Origin of the sequence: Rhodococcus sp. DK176 (assembly GCF_038447315.2) — a bacterium.
GTDB lineage: Bacteria > Actinomycetota > Actinomycetes > Mycobacteriales > Mycobacteriaceae > Rhodococcus_F > Rhodococcus_F jostii_A.
The window spans coordinates 30,471-48,056 of sequence record NZ_CP118324.1 but is presented as its reverse complement, the minus strand read 5'-3'; the positions used below and the strand labels follow the sequence as shown (position 1 = coordinate 48,056).

Sequence of the window (17,586 nt, the reverse complement as noted above, 5' to 3'; positions counted from 1 at the left end):
TGGATCCGAATCCTAGGAGAGAGACCAGCATGACTGCAATTCAGAACGGCCCCGTCGCCGAGATCATCGACGGCGAGATGTTCGTCCGTCTCGACCCGTACGCTCTCGACATCGGCGCCAACGTCCGCGACCAGGTCGACCTGTCCGAGACACCCGAATTCGTGGAATCTATCCGCGACCACGGTGTGCTCGAGGCAATCAGCGCCGTGCAGCTCGCGGACGGGCAGATCGTCGTACGAGATGGTCAACGACGCACGCTCGCGGCGCGCGAGATCGGCGCGACGTCGATTCCGGTGATCGTGCGCCTGGACACCGCCACGAACGAGCGTGCACGTAACGCCGAGCGGTTGATCGCCCAGATGGAGGCGAACGACCAGAGACTGGCTCTTACGCCCGGCCAGCGCGCCGCAGGAGCAGCGGAACTACTGGACCTGGGTGTCTCGGTGGCCAAGGTCGCCAAGGCCATCCACGAAGACAAGGCGTGGGTGGAGCAGGCGGCCAAGGTCGGCAAGTCCAAGGTCGCCCGCAGCCTCGTCGACGAGGACCAGCTCGACTTCGAGAGTGCCGCAATCCTCGCAGAGTTCGACGGCGACGAGGACGCAGTGCAGCAGCTGCTCTACTGCCCTCGCTGGCGGTTGGTGTCGACCGCCGAGGAGCTGCGGGCCGCGCGAATCGCCCGTGAAGAATTCGAGGATGCGGCCGCACCGTACGAGGACAAGGGTTTCCTCGTTCTGAGCGAGCACCCCGGCTACGGCACCGTGCTCGCGATGGCGGACCTGCGCACCCGCGACGGCGACGAGGTCACCATCGAGAACGTCGAGGCCAACGCCGAACACTGGACCGTGGTCCTGAGCAAAGGCCAGCTCATCTCCGACATCGAGACCGGACTGCCGCTCCACGAGGATGCCATCGACTGGTACACCGAGGGGCAGGCCGACATCGAGGCCGGTGAAGGGTTGGTCCACGTCAATACCGTCAACATCGAGGACACGTGGCTCCCGGAGTACGTGTGCGCCGATCCGGACGCCGCAGGGTTGCAGCTCTCACCGGTGATGGCAGCGGTGCGAGCTGGCGGACCGGGGGTGGACGCTGCAGTGACCGAAGGGGGTCCACGTGCGGAGGCGGAACTTCAGAGGCTCGAAGCCCAGGCCGAGGCCAGGCGGAAGGAACTCGAGACTGAGGAGCGTGTGCGGCGTGAGCGCAAGATGGTCCGCGCACTGAACCTCAAGGCAGAGGCCGCGACCGTCGTCAGGCGAAAGTTTCTGAGCGGTCTGTTGGCGGCCAAGACGCCCCCGAAGTCCGCTGCCGCGTACGTCGCCACCACGCTCGCCGCCGACGGGCACCTGCTCACCGAGTATCGGGCGGACGAAGTCCTTAAGGAGGTGCTGGCGATCAAGTCGCTGTGCAAGGCGGATTTCGTGGCCGACCAGGTCGTCAAGGCCGGCGCATCCCGCGCCCAGGTCCTCACTCTGGCCTTGGTCCTTGCCGCCCAGGAGTCGCGGATCGTCAAGGACTCCTGGCGATCGCGGCGCAGGGGGACCGACGCCTATCTCGAATACCTTGAGGGAATGGGGCATCCGCTGACGCCGATCGAGGAAATCATGGTCGGACGACGGACCCCGGATCAGGTCTTCGACCTGGACGAATAGCAGTGTCTATCCCCCTAGACTAGAGCAGTCTAGGGGGATAGACTTACCTTAGAGGGAAGCGGTCGAAAGGGCAGGAAATGATGAAGGTCACGGCACACGCGGTGCGCACCGGGGAGTGGTGGGCGGTCGACGCACCGGAGGTGGACGGGCTGTTCACCCAGGCGAAGCGGCTCGACCAGATACCCGCGATGGTGGCCGACGCCGCCGCACGGCTCACCGACATCGCTGCGGACCAGGTGGAGGTCACGCTCGACTACGACCTGGGTGATCCGGGTGTGCTGCGTGATATCGCAGAGGCGAAGCAGCGAAGCGCCGAGGCGCAGCGGGCCGTGGAGAAGGCTTCGCGACTCTCACGCGCGCTGGTGCACGACCTGCGCGCCCGAGGACTGTCCGTGCGTGACGTGGCCACCATCCTCGAAATCAGCCACCAGCGCGTCGCCCAACTCGACAAGGAACACACCACCACCTGACCGTCAGGTGTGGAAGTAGGGGAGGAAGTCTCATGGCCGTCACCGTCTACAGCAAGCCCGCGTGCGATCAGTGCAACGCCACCTACCTGCAGCTCGACAAGCACGGCATCGAATACCGGATCGTCGACATCACCGAAGACACCGACGCGCGGGACTACGTGATGAGCCTGGGATATCTCCAGGCGCCGGTTGTCGTTGCAGGAGACGATCACTGGTCCGGTTTCCGGATCGACCGCATCAAGGCACTCGCGGCCTGATGGACGCCACGGAACCCAGTCGCCGACAGGAGGACTACCCGATGAGCGCCGCACTCGCCGCAGACCCGCACGAAGCGATTTCGGCTGATGACATGGATTACGACCCGCGCCTGGACGTGGAGGCGCAGCTGTTGTGCGCGCTGCTGTGGGCGCAGCCCGCCGAGGCCCGGCGCGTGACCGCATTGATCACGGCCGGCGACTTCGACCGGCCGACCTACGGGGAGCTGTACGTCCAGATCGCCGCACTCGTCGCGGCCGGCAAACCCCACGATTCGGCGCACGTCGCACTCATGCTGAGCCGCGAAGGCCGCACTGCCGGACACAAGGGGAAGCAGCTCACCACCGCCCTCGCCGACGTCACGACACTCGGGGCAACCGGCGGAGCCGAACACTACGCCGACGCCGTGATCACCCAGGCGTACCGCCGCGGATTCCACCTCGCCGCACAATCGCTGGCAGAGGCGGCGGAACGCCTCCCCGAACGGGACCTCTTCGAGCACATGTGCGCCCACGGCCGCCGACTGCGAGAAGCCACCGAACGACTCACCAGGATCCGGGGAGGGCAGCTGTGAAATGGCGCGAACACGTCGAACGAGCGACTGCCGCCATGCGGCCGCGGCGGAACGATCAGAGCTGATTGAACCAATCAACGAAGTTGTTCCATGGATCTGCGAGCGGAAGCCACATCATGTAGCCAAGGTCAGGCAGTAGGCCGATCATTGCGCGCTCCTTAGAACGGATTCCACCAGTTGGCGATTTGGGTAAGGATGGGGAACCAGAAGGCCGATTCCCCTTCCGAAAACCAGCCTGGGAGGTCAGGCAGATTGCCGATCATCTGACTCCTCAGAACTGATTCCACCAGGTCGCGAATGCGATCCACGCAGAGCCCGGAAATAGATAGGGCGCCGAGAAGATGTCGACGGGCAGGTCGGGCAGAAATCCAATCATCAGTTCATCGCCTGCCACCACTCGACGATCGGCCACCAGACCGGCATGGTCACGGTCGCGAACCACACGTAAAAGTCACCAATTGGGCCATACATTCCGGGTGACATGGCTAGAACTGATTCCACCAGTTGGCGAAGTTGACGTACCAAACACCCGGTGGCCAGATCGGGTCGCCGAACACTGGGATGTCAAACACGATGCCGATCATGACTGTCTCCTGGTCCTCCCGACCTGCCTGACGTATCGCTGACCTGGCAAAGCCCGTTACCCAGACAGGGCCGCACGCCGCCCTAATCGGAGGACGGCCCAGGACGCATCACCTGCGAACTCGCCGGCGACGTCCTGTCGGAGAAGGCAGCCGAGAGCCGCCTCCGCTCATCTTGGCGTCAGTCGTTGACCTTGAGCCGTGACGCGTAGGCGAGGCTTCCTGGAACTCGTCGTCCGCTGGGGGCGGTAGTGGGAGTCACTTCTCGGCCTCCGGAAGTCCTAGACGCCACTCGATCTCGGTGAAGGCGACGCCGAGGTAGTTGCGCCGCACGCCGATCGCGCACAGAACCGCTGCGATCGAGAGGGACACGTAGGAAAGCGGGCTCGCGAACCCGAAGATCACGAGTGAAGCGAGCGACGACACGACACCGACCAGGACGAGCGCGGTCCCGGACAACTGCAGGGCATGGCCCTCGCCGCGATATGCGGGGGCCTTGCGGGGCCGCCTGTGAAAGTCATGAACCGCAGTGTGCGCACTCATGTGGCGTTCACCACCATCAACACCTGAGGCGAACCCCACGGCGGATCCCCTCGCACTTCTTCTTTCGAGTGACCCCCCAAAAGACCAAGAAAAGGTAAGCGGCGTCCCGGCGTCCTAAGGACACCCAGTGACTATGAGCCATGTGCTCTACCGTTGCGCCTGTTGCTAGTGCCCAAACCGTCCGACCAGGCGCTCAAGACGACCGCGGTGTTTGGGACAGCTGGCGAGACGTTAGAGGTCGGGACCAGAAGGCGCCGGCGGGGTATCGAGGTGAACCGCCTTGAGCATCCTGAGTGCGCGGGCCTGTACCTCGATACCCCGTTCCCGCTCGGCGGCCAGGGCCTGGGCGACCTCAGCCCGAGGGCGCAACCCCTAGTAACTCCTGTCACGACTTCTTGGACACCCGCCGTCGGCGACCGGTGCTGTCGGTCCGAGGGCCTACTCTGTGGACGTTACCGACAGTGACCTGCTGGAAGTACGACACCTCCCAACTCGGCCGAGATAGGCGGCTCCCCTAGGCGGACGCTCCAACAACGGAGCCGTCTCGACAGGTTAAGGAGGTGACTAGTGGTCAAAAGAACACGTAAGACGAGGAAGGACCCCATCGACTGGTGGGCAAGAGGCGCAACTCTTGCTTCAGCCGCCAGGGTCCTGGCAGTCCTCGTGGACCTGTTCCTACATCACTGAAGAAAGGCCAGGTAGCCGGGTTTCCGAATTCGCGGGAGGCCCGGCTTTCTGGTGTCTCCGTGCTGGTCAGACTGTACAGATTGACTCTGACATTTATCCGACAGGTCCGACCGTACGTCATTTTGGAAGGTTCCTGAAGACGCCACGCGCGTCACTTCGCGCGCCTCGGCCGGCAACCGACGCGGTGCGCGACATGCAGCTCCAACCTCAACAACGCGGTGCGCGACATGCGCGACATGCAGCTCCAACCTCAACAACGCGGTGCGGTCGAGCCCCTTCTTCGCTGGTCAGTGCAGCCAGCGGTCCGACAGATTCTGTGCCCGACGAGCAACGGACGGCACGTAGCTATTCTACTTGGAGAGGTCTCTATGTAGAGTAAGTGGTGAGTTGTCGAGTTGAAACGCGGCTGAAGCGTGAACGGAAGGGCAGGTTTATGACGGTTCTGTTGATCGACCAGGCGTCGTTGCGCGGCGAGGGAGGGCTGGCGGTGCATCAACCGATGGGCGCCGGCCACGAACAGGCACTGGCGCAGCTGGCGCGCGAGTTCCACGAGCGCAGCGACTCGCACGCCGAGACCGAATCCCTGGCTTCGAACATCACGCTCGACGACGGCGACCTGATCTGGCACAGCGGCGACGGCCACGACATCCTTTTCACCGTTGTGGACATCTCCGGAACGCTCCTCGTCCGAGCGTTAGAGGAGTCGTCGGAGGGCTGGGTTACCGTCGCAGACCGACCTGTCGACCGGCGCGATGCCGCCAGCACCGCACACGCAGTCTGGCAATTGATCTCACTACTGACGGCATGAACGAGAATCCAGAAGGAGCAGGCATGGCCAAGGTTGTTCACCTCGCGGAGGGCGTGACGATACGATTCCGCACCTCGCGTACTACGCCACCGATGTCGAAATGGTCGAGCTGAACGAACTCTTCGATGCGTGGGCGCGCCGCCACGACGATCTCGACGAGAGCGAACGATCCAAACTGGGGCCGCAGAAGGTCAAGTTCCTCGCCGCGTTGGAGGCGCTGGAGGGCTACCGATCCGTGCACACCTCAGTTTTTGAGTCCGGTGACTCGTCCGCGTGGTTCACCGTGGAGAACCCTCTCGCGGGCTTGCTGGCGAAGGCCAGGGAGCTGGATCCCTCCAATTCGCTCCTGCGGCTGCAACCGGCGACGATCGAGGTCGAACTGCCATGGACCCGGATCGAGGCGGTTACTCAGATCCTCGACTTCCCAGCCGCGGCCGCGGAGGGTGGCGGCCCCCTGTCGGGTGCGCAATGGAGGGCCGTGCCGTTTGCGGCCGGAATCCCGGGCGCAACGATCGGCGGGGCTGCCGCCCCCGGAAGTTTCGCCTTCGGGTCCGGCAGTCCCTCCCGGATTAGCGATGTCGATCCCGTGCGGTTCGATGAAGGCACCTAACACCCGCTAGAGAGGTTGGCCCCGTGATGGACGGAAACGCGTTCGCCACCACCGTGTTTGTCGCGTTCAATGTGTTGTCCATCACAGGGGCGGTGGTCTGTGCTCGCCGCTCGTACAACCGTCATCGCCGCCCCGCACGGGCGTTCATGGCGGGTATCGGGGGGTTGTTTATCGCCCCGTTGGTGCTGATGGTGTGCGTCGCTCTGGCGCGCCCTCAGGGGGCTCAGCGAAGCTCCTGAACCCACCGAGCAATCCGGCATTAGTGCAGGTCAGGCACCATTTTTGTCGTTGTTCTGTAGTAAAATCGACCTCAGAAACTCCCCGTTTTCGGGTGGGGTGTCGCCCTGGATGGGCGCTGACGAGGAGGTCGAGTGGCACGCGGAAACGTCAACCAGGGCGCGTTCGATTTCGAGGATGAAGGAGCAGGGGATGGAAGCGCAGAGCAAGGAAGCGATCGAGCAGGTCGAGGGGATCGACGTGACGATCGCGGACGAGACGCATCGGATTCTGGTCGAGTGGCTCGGCCTGGACCCGACCTCCCCGCAGGACCTGGAGCGGATCGACCGGGAGGCTCTGCGCCTGCAGCAGCTGACCGAGTCCGCGAGCGGGCCGCTGGAGACTCAGGCGCACGAGCAGTGGGCCGAGGCGAACCGGGGCATGACCCCGACCTACTGGAACGTGGTGCAGGCGAAGGAATCGGCGTGGCGGGCGGCGCGGGAGATGATCCTCGCCGAGGAACTGTATCCGCAGGTGACACCGGAGATCGCGGCCCGCAGGACGGAATTCGAGGCCTGGGCGGACAGCCGGATCGAGGCGGAGCAGGATCGGGCCCGTCGGGAACACGATCCGGACCGGTGGAAGAGCCTGAACGTGCGGCCGATGCCGGTGGCGGAACAGATCGTGCACCGGGTGTGGCTCGATCGGCAGGCGTGGTTCCAGCAGTTGGGGCGGGCGCTGGTGGCGCAGCGGATCGAGGACAACCAGCCGGTGCCGATGACCGCGTACGACCCGGTCGCGGACGAGTTGGCGGAGATGATCGACGAGGAGATCCGGCGCAATCCGCCCGAGGACCCGAATCTTCCGTTCTAGCTGCACAAGCGCAGTGGGCGGCCGCCAGCGAGCAGGTCGCCGAACTCGAACGGCACGGCGCCAAGCTCATCCGGCAGTTGGCGGCCGCCCAGCGGGCGCTCGCGACCGCGCAGGAGCGGGGGCTGCAGGCCGGGATCGTCGCGAACACCGAGAATGTCCACAGCATCACCGGAAAGCTCGAGCGGCTCCGCACCCAGTGGCGGGTCCAGTCGGCCCGAGAGGGTGAGCTGCGCAATCAGATTCAGGCGCTGGGCGTCGATCCGCATGAGGTGCCCCGTGCCCTCGTGCAGGAAATGTCCACAGCCGAGCGCACCCCGGCCGCCGGTTGGCGCGGCGACACGATCAGCCGGGCGCAGATCCGTAAGCTCGAACAGCTGGCCGGTGAGGTCGAGAAGCCGTTCACGGTCGACACGACGATCACCAAGGGCGAAGCGCACGACCTGATTTCGGCCATCCTCAGCGGCAACCTCAGAGAGGTTCAGTTCCGCGATCGTCCCGCCGGCCCCCTGTTCCCAGAGGCCGCGCCCACCGACAATGCGCAGATCGATGCCGCAAGCGCCGACGCCTCGGTCGGCACCGACCCGGTCGAGGACGCAGCGGCCGTCACTACGCCCCTGGACGCGACCGCCGAGGTCGAAGCCAGAATCCTGCAGGCACTCGCCGAGCCGGACACCGAAGCTGATACCTCCGCCGCGTCCTCGGCGAACACTGCTACCGGGTTCCTCGCCTGGGCAGAGGGGCATTTCAAGACGAAAGCCCAGGTGGCGCTGGCGGACCTGATGAGCGACCGGCAGAACATCTCGGACGAGATGTTCACCGCGTGCCGGACGATTCTGCTCAGCACCGACCGGTGGCACGAACTGGGCCGCAAGGCCGCCGAGGCGTACTGGGAAGCCCGCCGCCCCGAGACGATCCAACACCCGATCACCACGGCGGTCACCGACGCAGTGGTGGCCGCGCGAGACGCCGACGAACGCGAGGTCGGCGAGGCCTACCTCGAAACCGCGCAGCGCGCCGCAGAGTCCGTGCTGGCGGCCGACGAGAACACCGAGATCGACACCGATCTCGATCTCGACGACGAGATGAGTCTCGAACAGGCCGAGGCCGAACTCCTCGAACTCAACGACCGCGTCGAGACCCTCGAGGCCGTTCAGGAAGCCCTGGACCTGGGCGTCATCCCGGAAAACGACTGGTACCGGCGCGCCCGAGCGAAGTTCGACCCCGCCACACCGTTGGACCTGCCGGATCCCGACTGCGACCTGGCCTTCGTCACCGCCCTGCGGGGGCTCAAGGGCGTAAAGGCCCGGGTCGCAATGACGAACCAGTGGTGGAAGGGCTGCGTCGACGCGCAACGCGACGTCACGGCCGCCGACCAGGCATTCCTGTACGCGGCGGCCGCCGCGGATCCGAACATCATCGACGCGGTGGGCGGCCGCCTCGCCGACGACCTCGCGGCGCACCACCCTTTCGCGCGAATGGTCCACGACAAGATCGTCGACCTCGCCCGGGACGGATCCACAACCCGACAAGCAGCCGCCCAACTCATCGTCCGCGATCCCCGCCAACTCCGGGACACCGGGTTCTACGACACGGTGACCCAGGCCTGGACCGAGGCGCACCGCGACGATCTGACGTGGGAGGAGTCGGTACGCGAGGAGTGGACGCAGTGGATGCGCGAGCACCTGCGCAGCGATCCGCTCGTCGCGCCCTGGGCAGGTCTGCCCTCCGCGACGCGTGTCCCGCAGCTCGAAGCCGCCATCGAGGTCGCCTTCGATGTCCTGAGCTTCGAGCGTCCCGATCTCGTCGACGCCACCGCGAGCATCGGCCAAGAGCGACTCGCCGCCGAACTGCGGCGCACCATCGTGCCCAACCTCCACGACGACATGCAGGTCGTCTACGACCACGACGGCCACGAATACTTCGAACAAGGCGGCATGCACGGACTGCGGCTGAAATCGAAGCCGAGGTCCGGAATCCGCCACGTCTCGGTGGGGTGGGAGTACACCCTCAACGGAGCCGACAACGAGGTCAACTGCGGTGACGACTACCGCGTCGCCGTCGGTGGCCTTCTCGAAGCCGCCGGCCTCCCGATACCGGCGTGGGTCGAACGCACCTACCGCCCGGTGCGCGAGGCACGCGATCGTGTCACGTCCACCGCCGCGATGCTCGCACGTGGGCACGAGTTCTACCACGCAGCCGCACACAGCGATCCGCTCTGGAAGTACTCGAAGAGCGGATCCGCCGCAGCCGACACCGGGCCCGTGCAGGAAGCACGCCGCGGCATCCTCGACGACCTGCGCCGCACACTGCCGGGCGAGGTCTCCCTGCTCGAAGCGAAGGGCTTCAATCTGGACTGGGTGCTGCGGACCGAGGTGGACCGTGCGCTGATCACCGAGCTGCGGAAGAACACGAACGCGAAGGACCCATACGCCACCTTCGATGTCAGCGATCTGACGATCTACCAAAACGACAGCGTGTACGTCGGTGACCTCGAGGGCACCTACATCGAGCTGAGACTGCCGAGGCAGAACCACGACACCGCGGCCGCCGAACTGGACGGGCAGGTCTACAGCGAGGTTCATTCCTGGCGCGAGGCCATCGACGAGGCCCGCGTGCTCCTGCCGCGCAAATGCGCCGCCGCCTCGTCCGAAACGGCCGAGGCCACTCAGACCGTCGAGACCGAGGCCGAACGGGACGCTCAGACGCAGTCCGAACAGGCCACCGCCGAGGAGATCGAGATCGCGGCGGAGCCGGCCAGCCCGCCTGTCCTCGACGAACACCAGGAGACCACCGCCCAGGAGGAAGGAACCGACCCGTCGTCGGAACAACCCGGGGTCGCCGACCAGGCGGCCCCCACTGAGCAGACCCCTCGCACCGCCGACGCGGAGTTGCTGGTAGTCCCCGATCACGTTCACGGCGAACCGATCACCAGTCCGCTGTGGCGCAACGGCGGCCTGATCGAGGTCCGCAAGGAAAGCGGCGGTCACGTCTGGGTTTCCCCCGAGACCGCCGCCCAGTACGCGCCCGCCGACTCCGCACCGGCCGCGGAGCCGGAGCCGGGGATCACGCAGGCACCCGAGGCCGCCGCCCCGCTCACACCGGACGAGCTGGCCGCCCTGGACCCGCTGACCGCCACCACCGGCGAACTGGCGCAACGGCAGGCGCTGCTGGAGTCGATGCTCGCGGACTCCGAGGCGGGCGAGGAAGCCGAGGCCGAGGAGATCGCGGAGATCCCGCGGCCGGCAGAGTCCATCGCGGCACCCGCGGACTTCGAGCTGGGCACCGACATCCTGGTCCCGTCCGGCGGGAAAGCCCGTGTCCGCGCCAACATCGCCGCTGTCCGGCTGGTCACCGAGCTCGGCCGCGAGCAGCGGCTGGCGACGGCGGAAGAGCAGACAGTCCTCGCCCAGTGGTCCGGCTGGGGCGCGGTCCCCGAGGTATTCGACAACCGGGCACGGTTCCGCGATACCTGGCGCACCGAACGCGACGAGTTGTACGAGCTCCTCGGCGAGCGAGGGTTCGCGCAGGCCCGCGAGACCACCCTCAACGCGCACTACACCGATCCGGCCGTGGTCCACGAACTCTGGCGTGCCGTCGAACGCGCAGGGATGCCGAAGAACGCGCTGATGCTCGAACCCGGCTGCGGAGCCGGGTACTTCGTCGGCACCGCCCCGGCCGGGGTGAACATGGTCGGCGTCGAAATCGAGCCGATCAGCGCCCAGATCGCGCATCACCTGTATCCGTCGCAGCAGATCCGCAACCACGGATTCGAGCGGAACTTCGCCGGAAACGACACTTTCACCGGCGCGATCGGCAACGTGCCCTTCGGCAAGGACGGCGTCTACGACCCGATCCATAACGCCGACGGCCATTCACTGCACAACCAATTCATCGTCAAATCTCTTGCCCTCACTGCCCCGGGCGGCTACGTCGCGGTCGTGACCTCCGCGTACACCTCCGACGCGAGACGGCCGGGCGCCCGGCAGAAGATCACCGAGACCGCGGACCTGATCGGTGCGGTGCGGCTGCCGACCGGGGCTTTCGACCGGCAGGCCAAGACCGCGGTCGTCACCGACGTCCTGGTGTTCCGGCGCCGCCCCGACGGGCAGGAACCATCTCCCGAGACCGTGCAGTGGGCCGGCGAGGTCAAGAGCATTCCGCTCGACCATCGCCAAGGCGCGGACCAGGGCGGCGCACCGACAGCGCCGTACTGGATCAACCGCTACTTCGAGCAGCACCCCGAGCGGGTGCTGGGCACCCTGGCGGTCGGGAACGGTCCGAACGGCAAACTGAATCTGATCGTCGAACCCCGCACCCACACACCGCTGGCCGAGCAGATCCGCCGTCAGCTCGACCCAATCATCGACCGGGCCGTCGAGCGCGGACTCGGATTCACCGCACCCCGACCGTCGCCGACGGCCGCCGCACCGTTCACCGCCGCTGGCCTGTTGACCGGCACCGGAATCGAAGCAACCACAGTCGAACCCGGAACGATGCGGTTCGACGAGGTCAAAGGCCAGTTCGAGCAGTTCAAGATCGGTCAGGGGTGGACGTACGTCAACTGCACCGGCAAGGACAAGGCCGAGCAGTGGAAGGTACTCATCGCACTCGGTGAGACCGTCATGAATCTGACCGAGGCGAGCCGGTCGACCGACTCCACCCGGGCCGAACGCGAGGCCCTGCGAGTGCAGTTGGGCACCCTCTACGACCGCTACACCAACCGGTGGGGACCGCTCAACCGGTTCACCCTCACAGAACCTGCGCCGCTGACCGAGAACAAGATCGCCGAACGCCTCGACAAGGCCATCACCCGGTGGCGCATCAAGACCGGCAAGGCCGAGGCCCGGGAGGAAGGGCTCAGCGCCGACGAGGCCGGTCCCTACACGGGGCCGATCCCCGACGATGTCCTCGAGGACATGCAGGACAAGGCCGCTACGGAGCCGATCCCGCAGAAGAACCAGAACCACCTCAAGGGTGCGATCCTGCGTGATCCCCGCATCGGCATGGTGCTGTCGATCGAGAACTTCACGTCGCGGTTCGACGGCACCGACGCCGAGGCCAGCAAGTCGCCGATCTTCACCGAGGACACCACCCCGTTCAAGAGTCGAGCCGAGACGGCCGACCATGTCGACGAGGCAATGGCGATCAGCTTCGACGAACTCGGCTACCTCTCACCCGAGCGGATGGGGGAGTTGCTCGACCTGGAGGTCGGCGATGTCATCGACCAGGCTCGCGGGCGCATGTTCCCGTCCCTCGATCACCCCGGCGAATGGGAGATCGCCGAGACGTTCCTCTCCGGGCACGTCCGCGACAAGCACGCCAAGGCACAGAGGCTCGCGGCCGAGGACCCCGAGCTGTACGGCGGGGCTGTCGAAGCCCTCGAACGGGTCATCCCGCCCGACGTCGATCCGGCCGCCATCGGTGTCCGCCCCGGAGCGATCTGGGTACCGATGGAGTACTACCGGGAATTCCTCATCAAGGAGTTCGGCCTCAACCCGAACCGGCTCACCACCGAGTTCGACAAGGTCAGCGGCAACTGGAATTTCGAGACCGAGCAGAACAGCCGCCACAAGAACCCCACCAGCGGCTACACCGACAAGTACGGCAGCGCCCAGCTCTCCGGCGTCGAGATGTTCAACCTGATCGCCAACAACAAGGCTGTGCAGGTCCTCAAGACCGCCGAGGAACTGGAGCGGTCACCGAAGCCGCGGTTCCATCCCGAATTGACAGCCGCGGCCCGGTCGAACGCGGCCGCGCTGCAGGAGCGGTTCGCCGAATGGTTGTGGTCGGACGGCGACCGCTACGTCACACTCGCGGCCACCTACAACGAGCTGTGCAACTCGTTCGTCAAACCGAAGTACGGAACCGAGTTCAAGCAGTTCCCCGGGCTGAACCCCAAATACGAGCTGTACGACTACCAGGCCGCCGCCGTCCAACGGTTCCTGCACGACGAGACGATCCTGCTCGATCACGTCGTCGGCGCCGGCAAGACGTTGACCATGACGGTGTCCTGCATGGAGGCCAAACGACTCGGGCAGGTCCGCCAGCCGTGGGTCGTCGTCCCCAACCACCTGCTCTCGCAGTGGGGCAACGAGGCCCGCGACGCCTACCCGAACGCGAAGATCCTCGTCGCCTCCGAGCTCGACGGGATCGAGGACCGGCAACGGTTCATCGGGCAGACAGCCGTCGGTGACTGGGACATGGTGATCGTCCCGCAGTCCGTGTTCGGGCTGATCGGGATGAAACGCGAGGCGCAGATCGAATACCTCGAGAACGAGGAAGCCGAACTGCGGGGCGCCCTCGCGGCCGCCACCAAATCCGGATCGGAGTTCTCGGTCAAACAGATCGAGAACGCGATCAAGGCGATGAAGAAGCGCATCGAGACGATCGTCGGGCAGAAGTCCACCGACGACGGTCTGAGCTTCGAGCAGTCCGGGTGCGACTTCATGTTCATCGACGAGGCACACGACTACAAGAACCTCTCGAGGCCCTCGAACTCCGCGGACCTGTCGGTAGCGGAAGGGTCGCAGCGGGCCACCGACCTGGAAATGAAGGCGCGGTTCCTGCGCAAGCAAGCTCAGGACCGCAACGCCCGGGCCGGCAAACCCAACGCGCCCGCCAAGGCGATGGCCTTCGCCACCGGCACCCCGATCACCAACGCCATGTCGGAGATCTGGGTGATGACCAAGATGCTGCGGCCAGACCTGCTGGTGCGGACGGGAATGAGCCGGATCGACAACTGGGCCGGCACCTTCGCCAAGCCCGTCACCGCGGTCGAAATGAACATCACCGGAACCAAACTGCGGATGGTCACCCGCATGGCCGAGTACGCGAACGTGCGCCAGCTCGTCGCGATGCTCGACCAGTTCCGAGACGTCGTAACCGCCGACCAGATCCCGGTTCGGCTGCCCGTCATCGAGGGAGGAACGCCCACGATCCTCGAATTCGACCAGGGCCATGACGTCCTCGATTTCGTCGCGGACCTGGACGAACGGCTGGGCAACGTCAAGGGCGATGAGATGCACATCGACAACACGCTCAAGATCTCCACTGACGGGCGCAACGTCGCCATGCACCCGAGACTGGCGAACCTGCCGTCCCCGCCCCCGGAGAACTCTCGGGTCGAGGTCGCCGCCGACGCCATCTGGAACGCCTACGTCGACAACGCCGACGTGGTCATTCCGGCCGACAAATACGGCCCGGACATGACCGGCGCCTTCCAGCTCGTGTTCTGCGACCGCGGGACACCGAAGGTCGGCGACAGTCGCCGCGCCCGCAACGTCTACACCGAACTGCGCGACGCCCTGATCGCACGCGGGATGAAGCCCGAGGAAATCGCCTTCATGCACGACCACAACTCGCCCAAGGCGAAAGCCAAACTCACCGAGGCGTGCCGCGACGGGCGGATCCGGGTCCTGCTGACCTCGACGAAGAAGGGCGGCACCGGACTCAACGTCCAGCGCGCACTCAAGCAGCTGGTCAACCTCGATCCGGCCTGGACGGCCGCGGACATGGAACAGCGGATCGGGCGCATCATCCGCCAGGGCAACACCTTCGAGAAGGTCAGCGTCATCAACGTCGTGGCCCGGCGTTCCTACGACGCGATGATGTACCAGTACGTCGCCCGCAAGTCCGGATTCGTCGCCCAGCTGCGCCGCGAAGACGTCCCCCAGACGATGGAGGACGTCGGCGGCGACCTGTCGTTGTCGTGGGCGCAGACCAAGGCCGCCGCAACCGGCGACCCGGTGTTCGTCCAGCAGGTCGAGGCCGAGCAGAACGTCACCATGCTCGAAGCCCAACGGGGCGCCGTCACCAACAACAACGCCGCCCGACAGGCCACGATCCGCTCCCTCGAACGGCAGATCGCGGCCGCGACGGACCGGCTGCCCGAACTGAGGGAACAGAGCGCGAAACTCCAGGACTGGCTCGCCACCCCGGACCGCAGCAAACGCATCTGGCACGTCGCCGGCCGCGCGGTGCCCGACAGCGAGGCACCCGAACTCCGCGACGCGATCACCGAAGCGCTGGCACAGGCTCGCGAAGAGGTCACGAAGGCACGCAAGTTCCTTCCGATCGGGTCGATCAACGGGGTACCGATCACTCTCGGCTACTCGCACACCCTCGCCAACTACATCATCGACATCGCGGGGGAGGAGCGCTACATCGAGCGCGACAAGATGATCGACATCGTCGCACTCGACAGCGCCACCACCGGGTTCATCCAGTCCACCCGAAATCACCTCTCTGCCGTCAGCAACCGCGGCGACGCACTCGCAGCTCAGCTCGAACGCGACAAGGCCAAACTCGAAGTCGCCACCGCCGAACCCGAGCTGGTGTTCACCCAGGAAGACGAACTCGAACAGGCGAAGCTCGAGGCCCACGAATTGAGCCTCGAGGTCAACTCGCGGGAGAACTCACCCGAGGCGCTACGCCGCGAGCGGCTCGACACCGAACGACGCCGAGCCGACGGTCAGTACCGAGGATGGTCGCTCGACCTCAATCCGACCGAAGGATGGGCGGAGGAGCAAGGGATGACCCGAGAAGCGGTGATCGCGAGCGTGCCCGGGCGCATGGCCGCCGCCCGCAAGGAGTGGGAAGAAAACGCCGAAGCCCGCGCCGAGGACCTCGCACGGCGGCCCTGGCAAACCGTCGACGCCAGCGAATACGAGTGGCGGTACGGCTTCGACCCCAACTCCGGAATGCCCGGCGCCCGCACGTACTGGCACGGCCGGCAGTGGAACTGGGAATCCTGGGACGGCACCGGGCAGACCGATCGCGGAGCCGCCAACCGCCGCGGCGACGCCTTCGCCGCCGGCGAACGGAGCGCCGACAAGCTCGCCAAGGAACGCGAGGTGCCCCGGGAGAAGCTGTACGAAGCCAGACTTGAACGCGGCATCCCGCTGCGCGGCCAAACACCGGCACCGGATCAGTCGACGGACACCATCATCGAGCCGACCCAACCGGTCGCCACGATCGTGGAGCAGTCCGTCATCGACGGCAATAAGGCCGCCAGCAGCGGACACGCCCGCCCGATCCGAGATGTCCTCGGCGCCACCGCCACCGCGGACAATGGGAGCGTCACCCCGATCCACCCGGAAGCCGAGATCGCCCACGGCTACGGCATCGACGAGGAAGGCGAGCGCGCCGTATGAACGACGACGAAGCACCGCGCGGTCTGACCGAGGCGCAGGCGCGAGCCGAATACGCCCGGCTCGCGCCGATCATGGCGATCGAGGGCCGAACGATGGACGAGCCGACCAGGGAACTCCTCGTCCAACTGCTGCAGGAGAACATCACGCTCGACGATGCGCTCGACTCGATCCTTCGCCGACGAGCCCAGACCGAGCAGTGACCCGGCCGCGCCCGTTCTCACAGGAGTGGATCGACTACTTCATCCCGTCGACGGTGCACTGGGATGCCACCGGATTCCCGGACATCTCCGGCGCCGTCATGCGCAACCTCGTTCGGGTGTCCGCCGATCGGCCGCACGGCATCACCGACCCGGAGGTCCTCGACGTGTACGAGGGGCTGGCGACGTACAAGCGCATGTCCGAGCTGAGACGAGAGCCGATCCCCGGCAACTACGACCTGCAACACCTACGACGGATCCACCGTCACCTGTTCCAGGACGTCTACCCATGGGCCGGCGAACTGCGCACCGCCCCACGTGATTGGCCGATGGTCAAGCTCGGCCCGGACGTGCAGGCGTACCGGCAGGGCATCCGAAATCCGCCGGAGATCGCGCACCGCTACTTTGCCGCCAAGGAGGTCCGCGGATACGGCACTGCGGTGCTCGATCGTATGGCCGCCAAGAAACACTTGCGCGGTCTCGACGCCCACACCTTCGTCGACGAGCTGACGAAGGTGTGGGCGCGGATCAACTACGTCCACCCGTTCCGGGAAGGAAACACCCGGGCGCAGTTCGCGTTCTTCACACAACTCAGTGCGGACGCCGGTTACTCGTTCGACACCGAGCGATTCCAACCCGTCGAGGCGAACCTTCCGCAGGAGAGTTCGTTGGTGGGGGATCTGCGGGAGCAGTTCGTGTGGGGACGATTCGAGTACATGCAGACCGGCGAGACGACGCTGCTACGCGAAACGATCGACGCCGCTGTGGTCGTCGCCGCACAACCGCACGACCGAGCGAAATCAACAACCCCGGGACCCACCTACGACCTGAGTGCAGTACGAACGGCGACCGCAGGGCACCCGAGCCGCCTTGGACGGATGCTCTCCGGCAACACTGGGGATCCGATGAAGCCGAGTGGCCATGAGCGTGTTCCCACCCGCGATATGGGATACGAGTTGTAGTCCGTGATC

General features: G+C 65.9%; 12 protein-coding genes. 10 read left to right on the top strand and 2 right to left on the bottom strand.

The window, feature by feature from the left end:
- The first annotated feature begins 29 nt into the window (after positions 1-29).
- The 4 genes from PSR88_RS40705 to PSR88_RS40690 all read left to right on the top strand — a co-directional run bounded on the left by PSR88_RS40705 (position 30) and on the right by PSR88_RS40690 (position 2,948).
- Positions 30-1,649: a ParB/RepB/Spo0J family partition protein gene (locus PSR88_RS40705; RefSeq protein WP_016885130.1), complete on the top strand. Its 1,620-nt coding sequence runs from the start codon at positions 30-32 to the stop codon at positions 1,647-1,649.
- A gap of 80 nt (positions 1,650-1,729) precedes the next feature.
- Entirely contained in the window at positions 1,730-2,119 is a 390-nt protein-coding gene (locus tag PSR88_RS40700) for a hypothetical protein (RefSeq protein WP_029539824.1), read from the top strand.
- Between the two features lie 32 nt (positions 2,120-2,151).
- Positions 2,152-2,376: a glutaredoxin-like protein NrdH gene (gene nrdH, locus PSR88_RS40695; RefSeq protein WP_016885128.1), complete on the top strand. Its 225-nt coding sequence runs from the start codon at positions 2,152-2,154 to the stop codon at positions 2,374-2,376.
- 41 nt (positions 2,377-2,417) lie between these two features.
- Entirely contained in the window at positions 2,418-2,948 is a 531-nt protein-coding gene (locus PSR88_RS40690) for a DnaB-like helicase N-terminal domain-containing protein (RefSeq protein WP_029539823.1), read from the top strand.
- 271 nt (positions 2,949-3,219) lie between these two features.
- On the opposite strand, the gene PSR88_RS40685 is transcribed toward PSR88_RS40690, so the two are convergent.
- Positions 3,220-3,390: a hypothetical protein gene (locus PSR88_RS40685; protein ID WP_157180225.1), complete on the bottom strand. Its 171-nt coding sequence runs from the start codon at positions 3,388-3,390 to the stop codon at positions 3,220-3,222.
- 397 nt (positions 3,391-3,787) lie between these two features.
- Positions 3,788-4,072 carry a hypothetical protein gene (locus PSR88_RS40680; protein WP_016885120.1) on the bottom strand — a complete coding sequence of 95 codons (285 nt, stop codon included), beginning with the start codon at positions 4,070-4,072 and terminating at the stop codon, positions 3,788-3,790.
- Positions 4,073-5,204: 1,132 nt separating this feature from the next.
- On the opposite strand from PSR88_RS40680, the gene PSR88_RS40675 reads away from it, so the two are divergent.
- The 6 genes from PSR88_RS40675 to PSR88_RS40650 all read left to right on the top strand — a co-directional run bounded on the left by PSR88_RS40675 (position 5,205) and on the right by PSR88_RS40650 (position 17,577).
- A complete protein-coding gene (locus tag PSR88_RS40675) occupies positions 5,205-5,567 on the top strand; it encodes a hypothetical protein (protein WP_237724244.1) in 363 nt (120 codons plus the stop codon).
- Positions 5,568-5,667: 100 nt separating this feature from the next.
- Entirely contained in the window at positions 5,668-6,177 is a 510-nt protein-coding gene (locus tag PSR88_RS40670; protein ID WP_016885118.1) for a hypothetical protein, read from the top strand.
- Positions 6,178-6,606: 429 nt separating this feature from the next.
- Positions 6,607-7,266 carry a hypothetical protein gene (locus PSR88_RS40665; RefSeq protein ID WP_016885116.1) on the top strand — a complete coding sequence of 220 codons (660 nt, stop codon included), beginning with the start codon at positions 6,607-6,609 and terminating at the stop codon, positions 7,264-7,266.
- 77 nt (positions 7,267-7,343) lie between these two features.
- Positions 7,344-16,418 carry a helicase-related protein gene (locus PSR88_RS40660; protein WP_016885115.1) on the top strand — a complete coding sequence of 3,025 codons (9,075 nt, stop codon included), beginning with the start codon at positions 7,344-7,346 and terminating at the stop codon, positions 16,416-16,418.
- Entirely contained in the window at positions 16,415-16,618 is a 204-nt protein-coding gene (locus tag PSR88_RS40655) for a hypothetical protein (protein WP_016885114.1), read from the top strand. Before PSR88_RS40660 ends, PSR88_RS40655 begins: the two co-directional genes overlap by 4 nt.
- Positions 16,615-17,577, top strand: coding sequence for a Fic/DOC family protein (locus tag PSR88_RS40650; RefSeq protein ID WP_016885113.1), 963 nt, complete (start codon positions 16,615-16,617; stop codon positions 17,575-17,577). Before PSR88_RS40655 ends, PSR88_RS40650 begins: the two co-directional genes overlap by 4 nt.
- The last annotated feature ends 9 nt before the right edge of the window (positions 17,578-17,586 follow it).

What these genes read in the sequence shown, in the direction of transcription:
- PSR88_RS40705 (WP_016885130.1), top strand. Translation starts at nt 30, where the DNA reads ATGACTGCAATTCAGAACGGCCCCGTCGCCGAGATCATCGACGGCGAG.
- PSR88_RS40700 (WP_029539824.1), top strand. Translation starts at nt 1,730, where the DNA reads ATGAAGGTCACGGCACACGCGGTGCGCACCGGGGAGTGGTGGGCGGTC.
- nrdH (WP_016885128.1), top strand. Translation starts at nt 2,152, where the DNA reads ATGGCCGTCACCGTCTACAGCAAGCCCGCGTGCGATCAGTGCAACGCC.
- PSR88_RS40690 (WP_029539823.1), top strand. Translation starts at nt 2,418, where the DNA reads ATGAGCGCCGCACTCGCCGCAGACCCGCACGAAGCGATTTCGGCTGAT.
- PSR88_RS40680 (WP_016885120.1), bottom strand. Translation starts at nt 4,072, where the DNA reads ATGAGTGCGCACACTGCGGTTCATGACTTTCACAGGCGGCCCCGCAAG.
- PSR88_RS40670 (WP_016885118.1), top strand. Translation starts at nt 5,668, where the DNA reads ATGGTCGAGCTGAACGAACTCTTCGATGCGTGGGCGCGCCGCCACGAC.
- PSR88_RS40665 (WP_016885116.1), top strand. Translation starts at nt 6,607, where the DNA reads ATGGAAGCGCAGAGCAAGGAAGCGATCGAGCAGGTCGAGGGGATCGAC.
- PSR88_RS40655 (WP_016885114.1), top strand. Translation starts at nt 16,415, where the DNA reads ATGAACGACGACGAAGCACCGCGCGGTCTGACCGAGGCGCAGGCGCGA.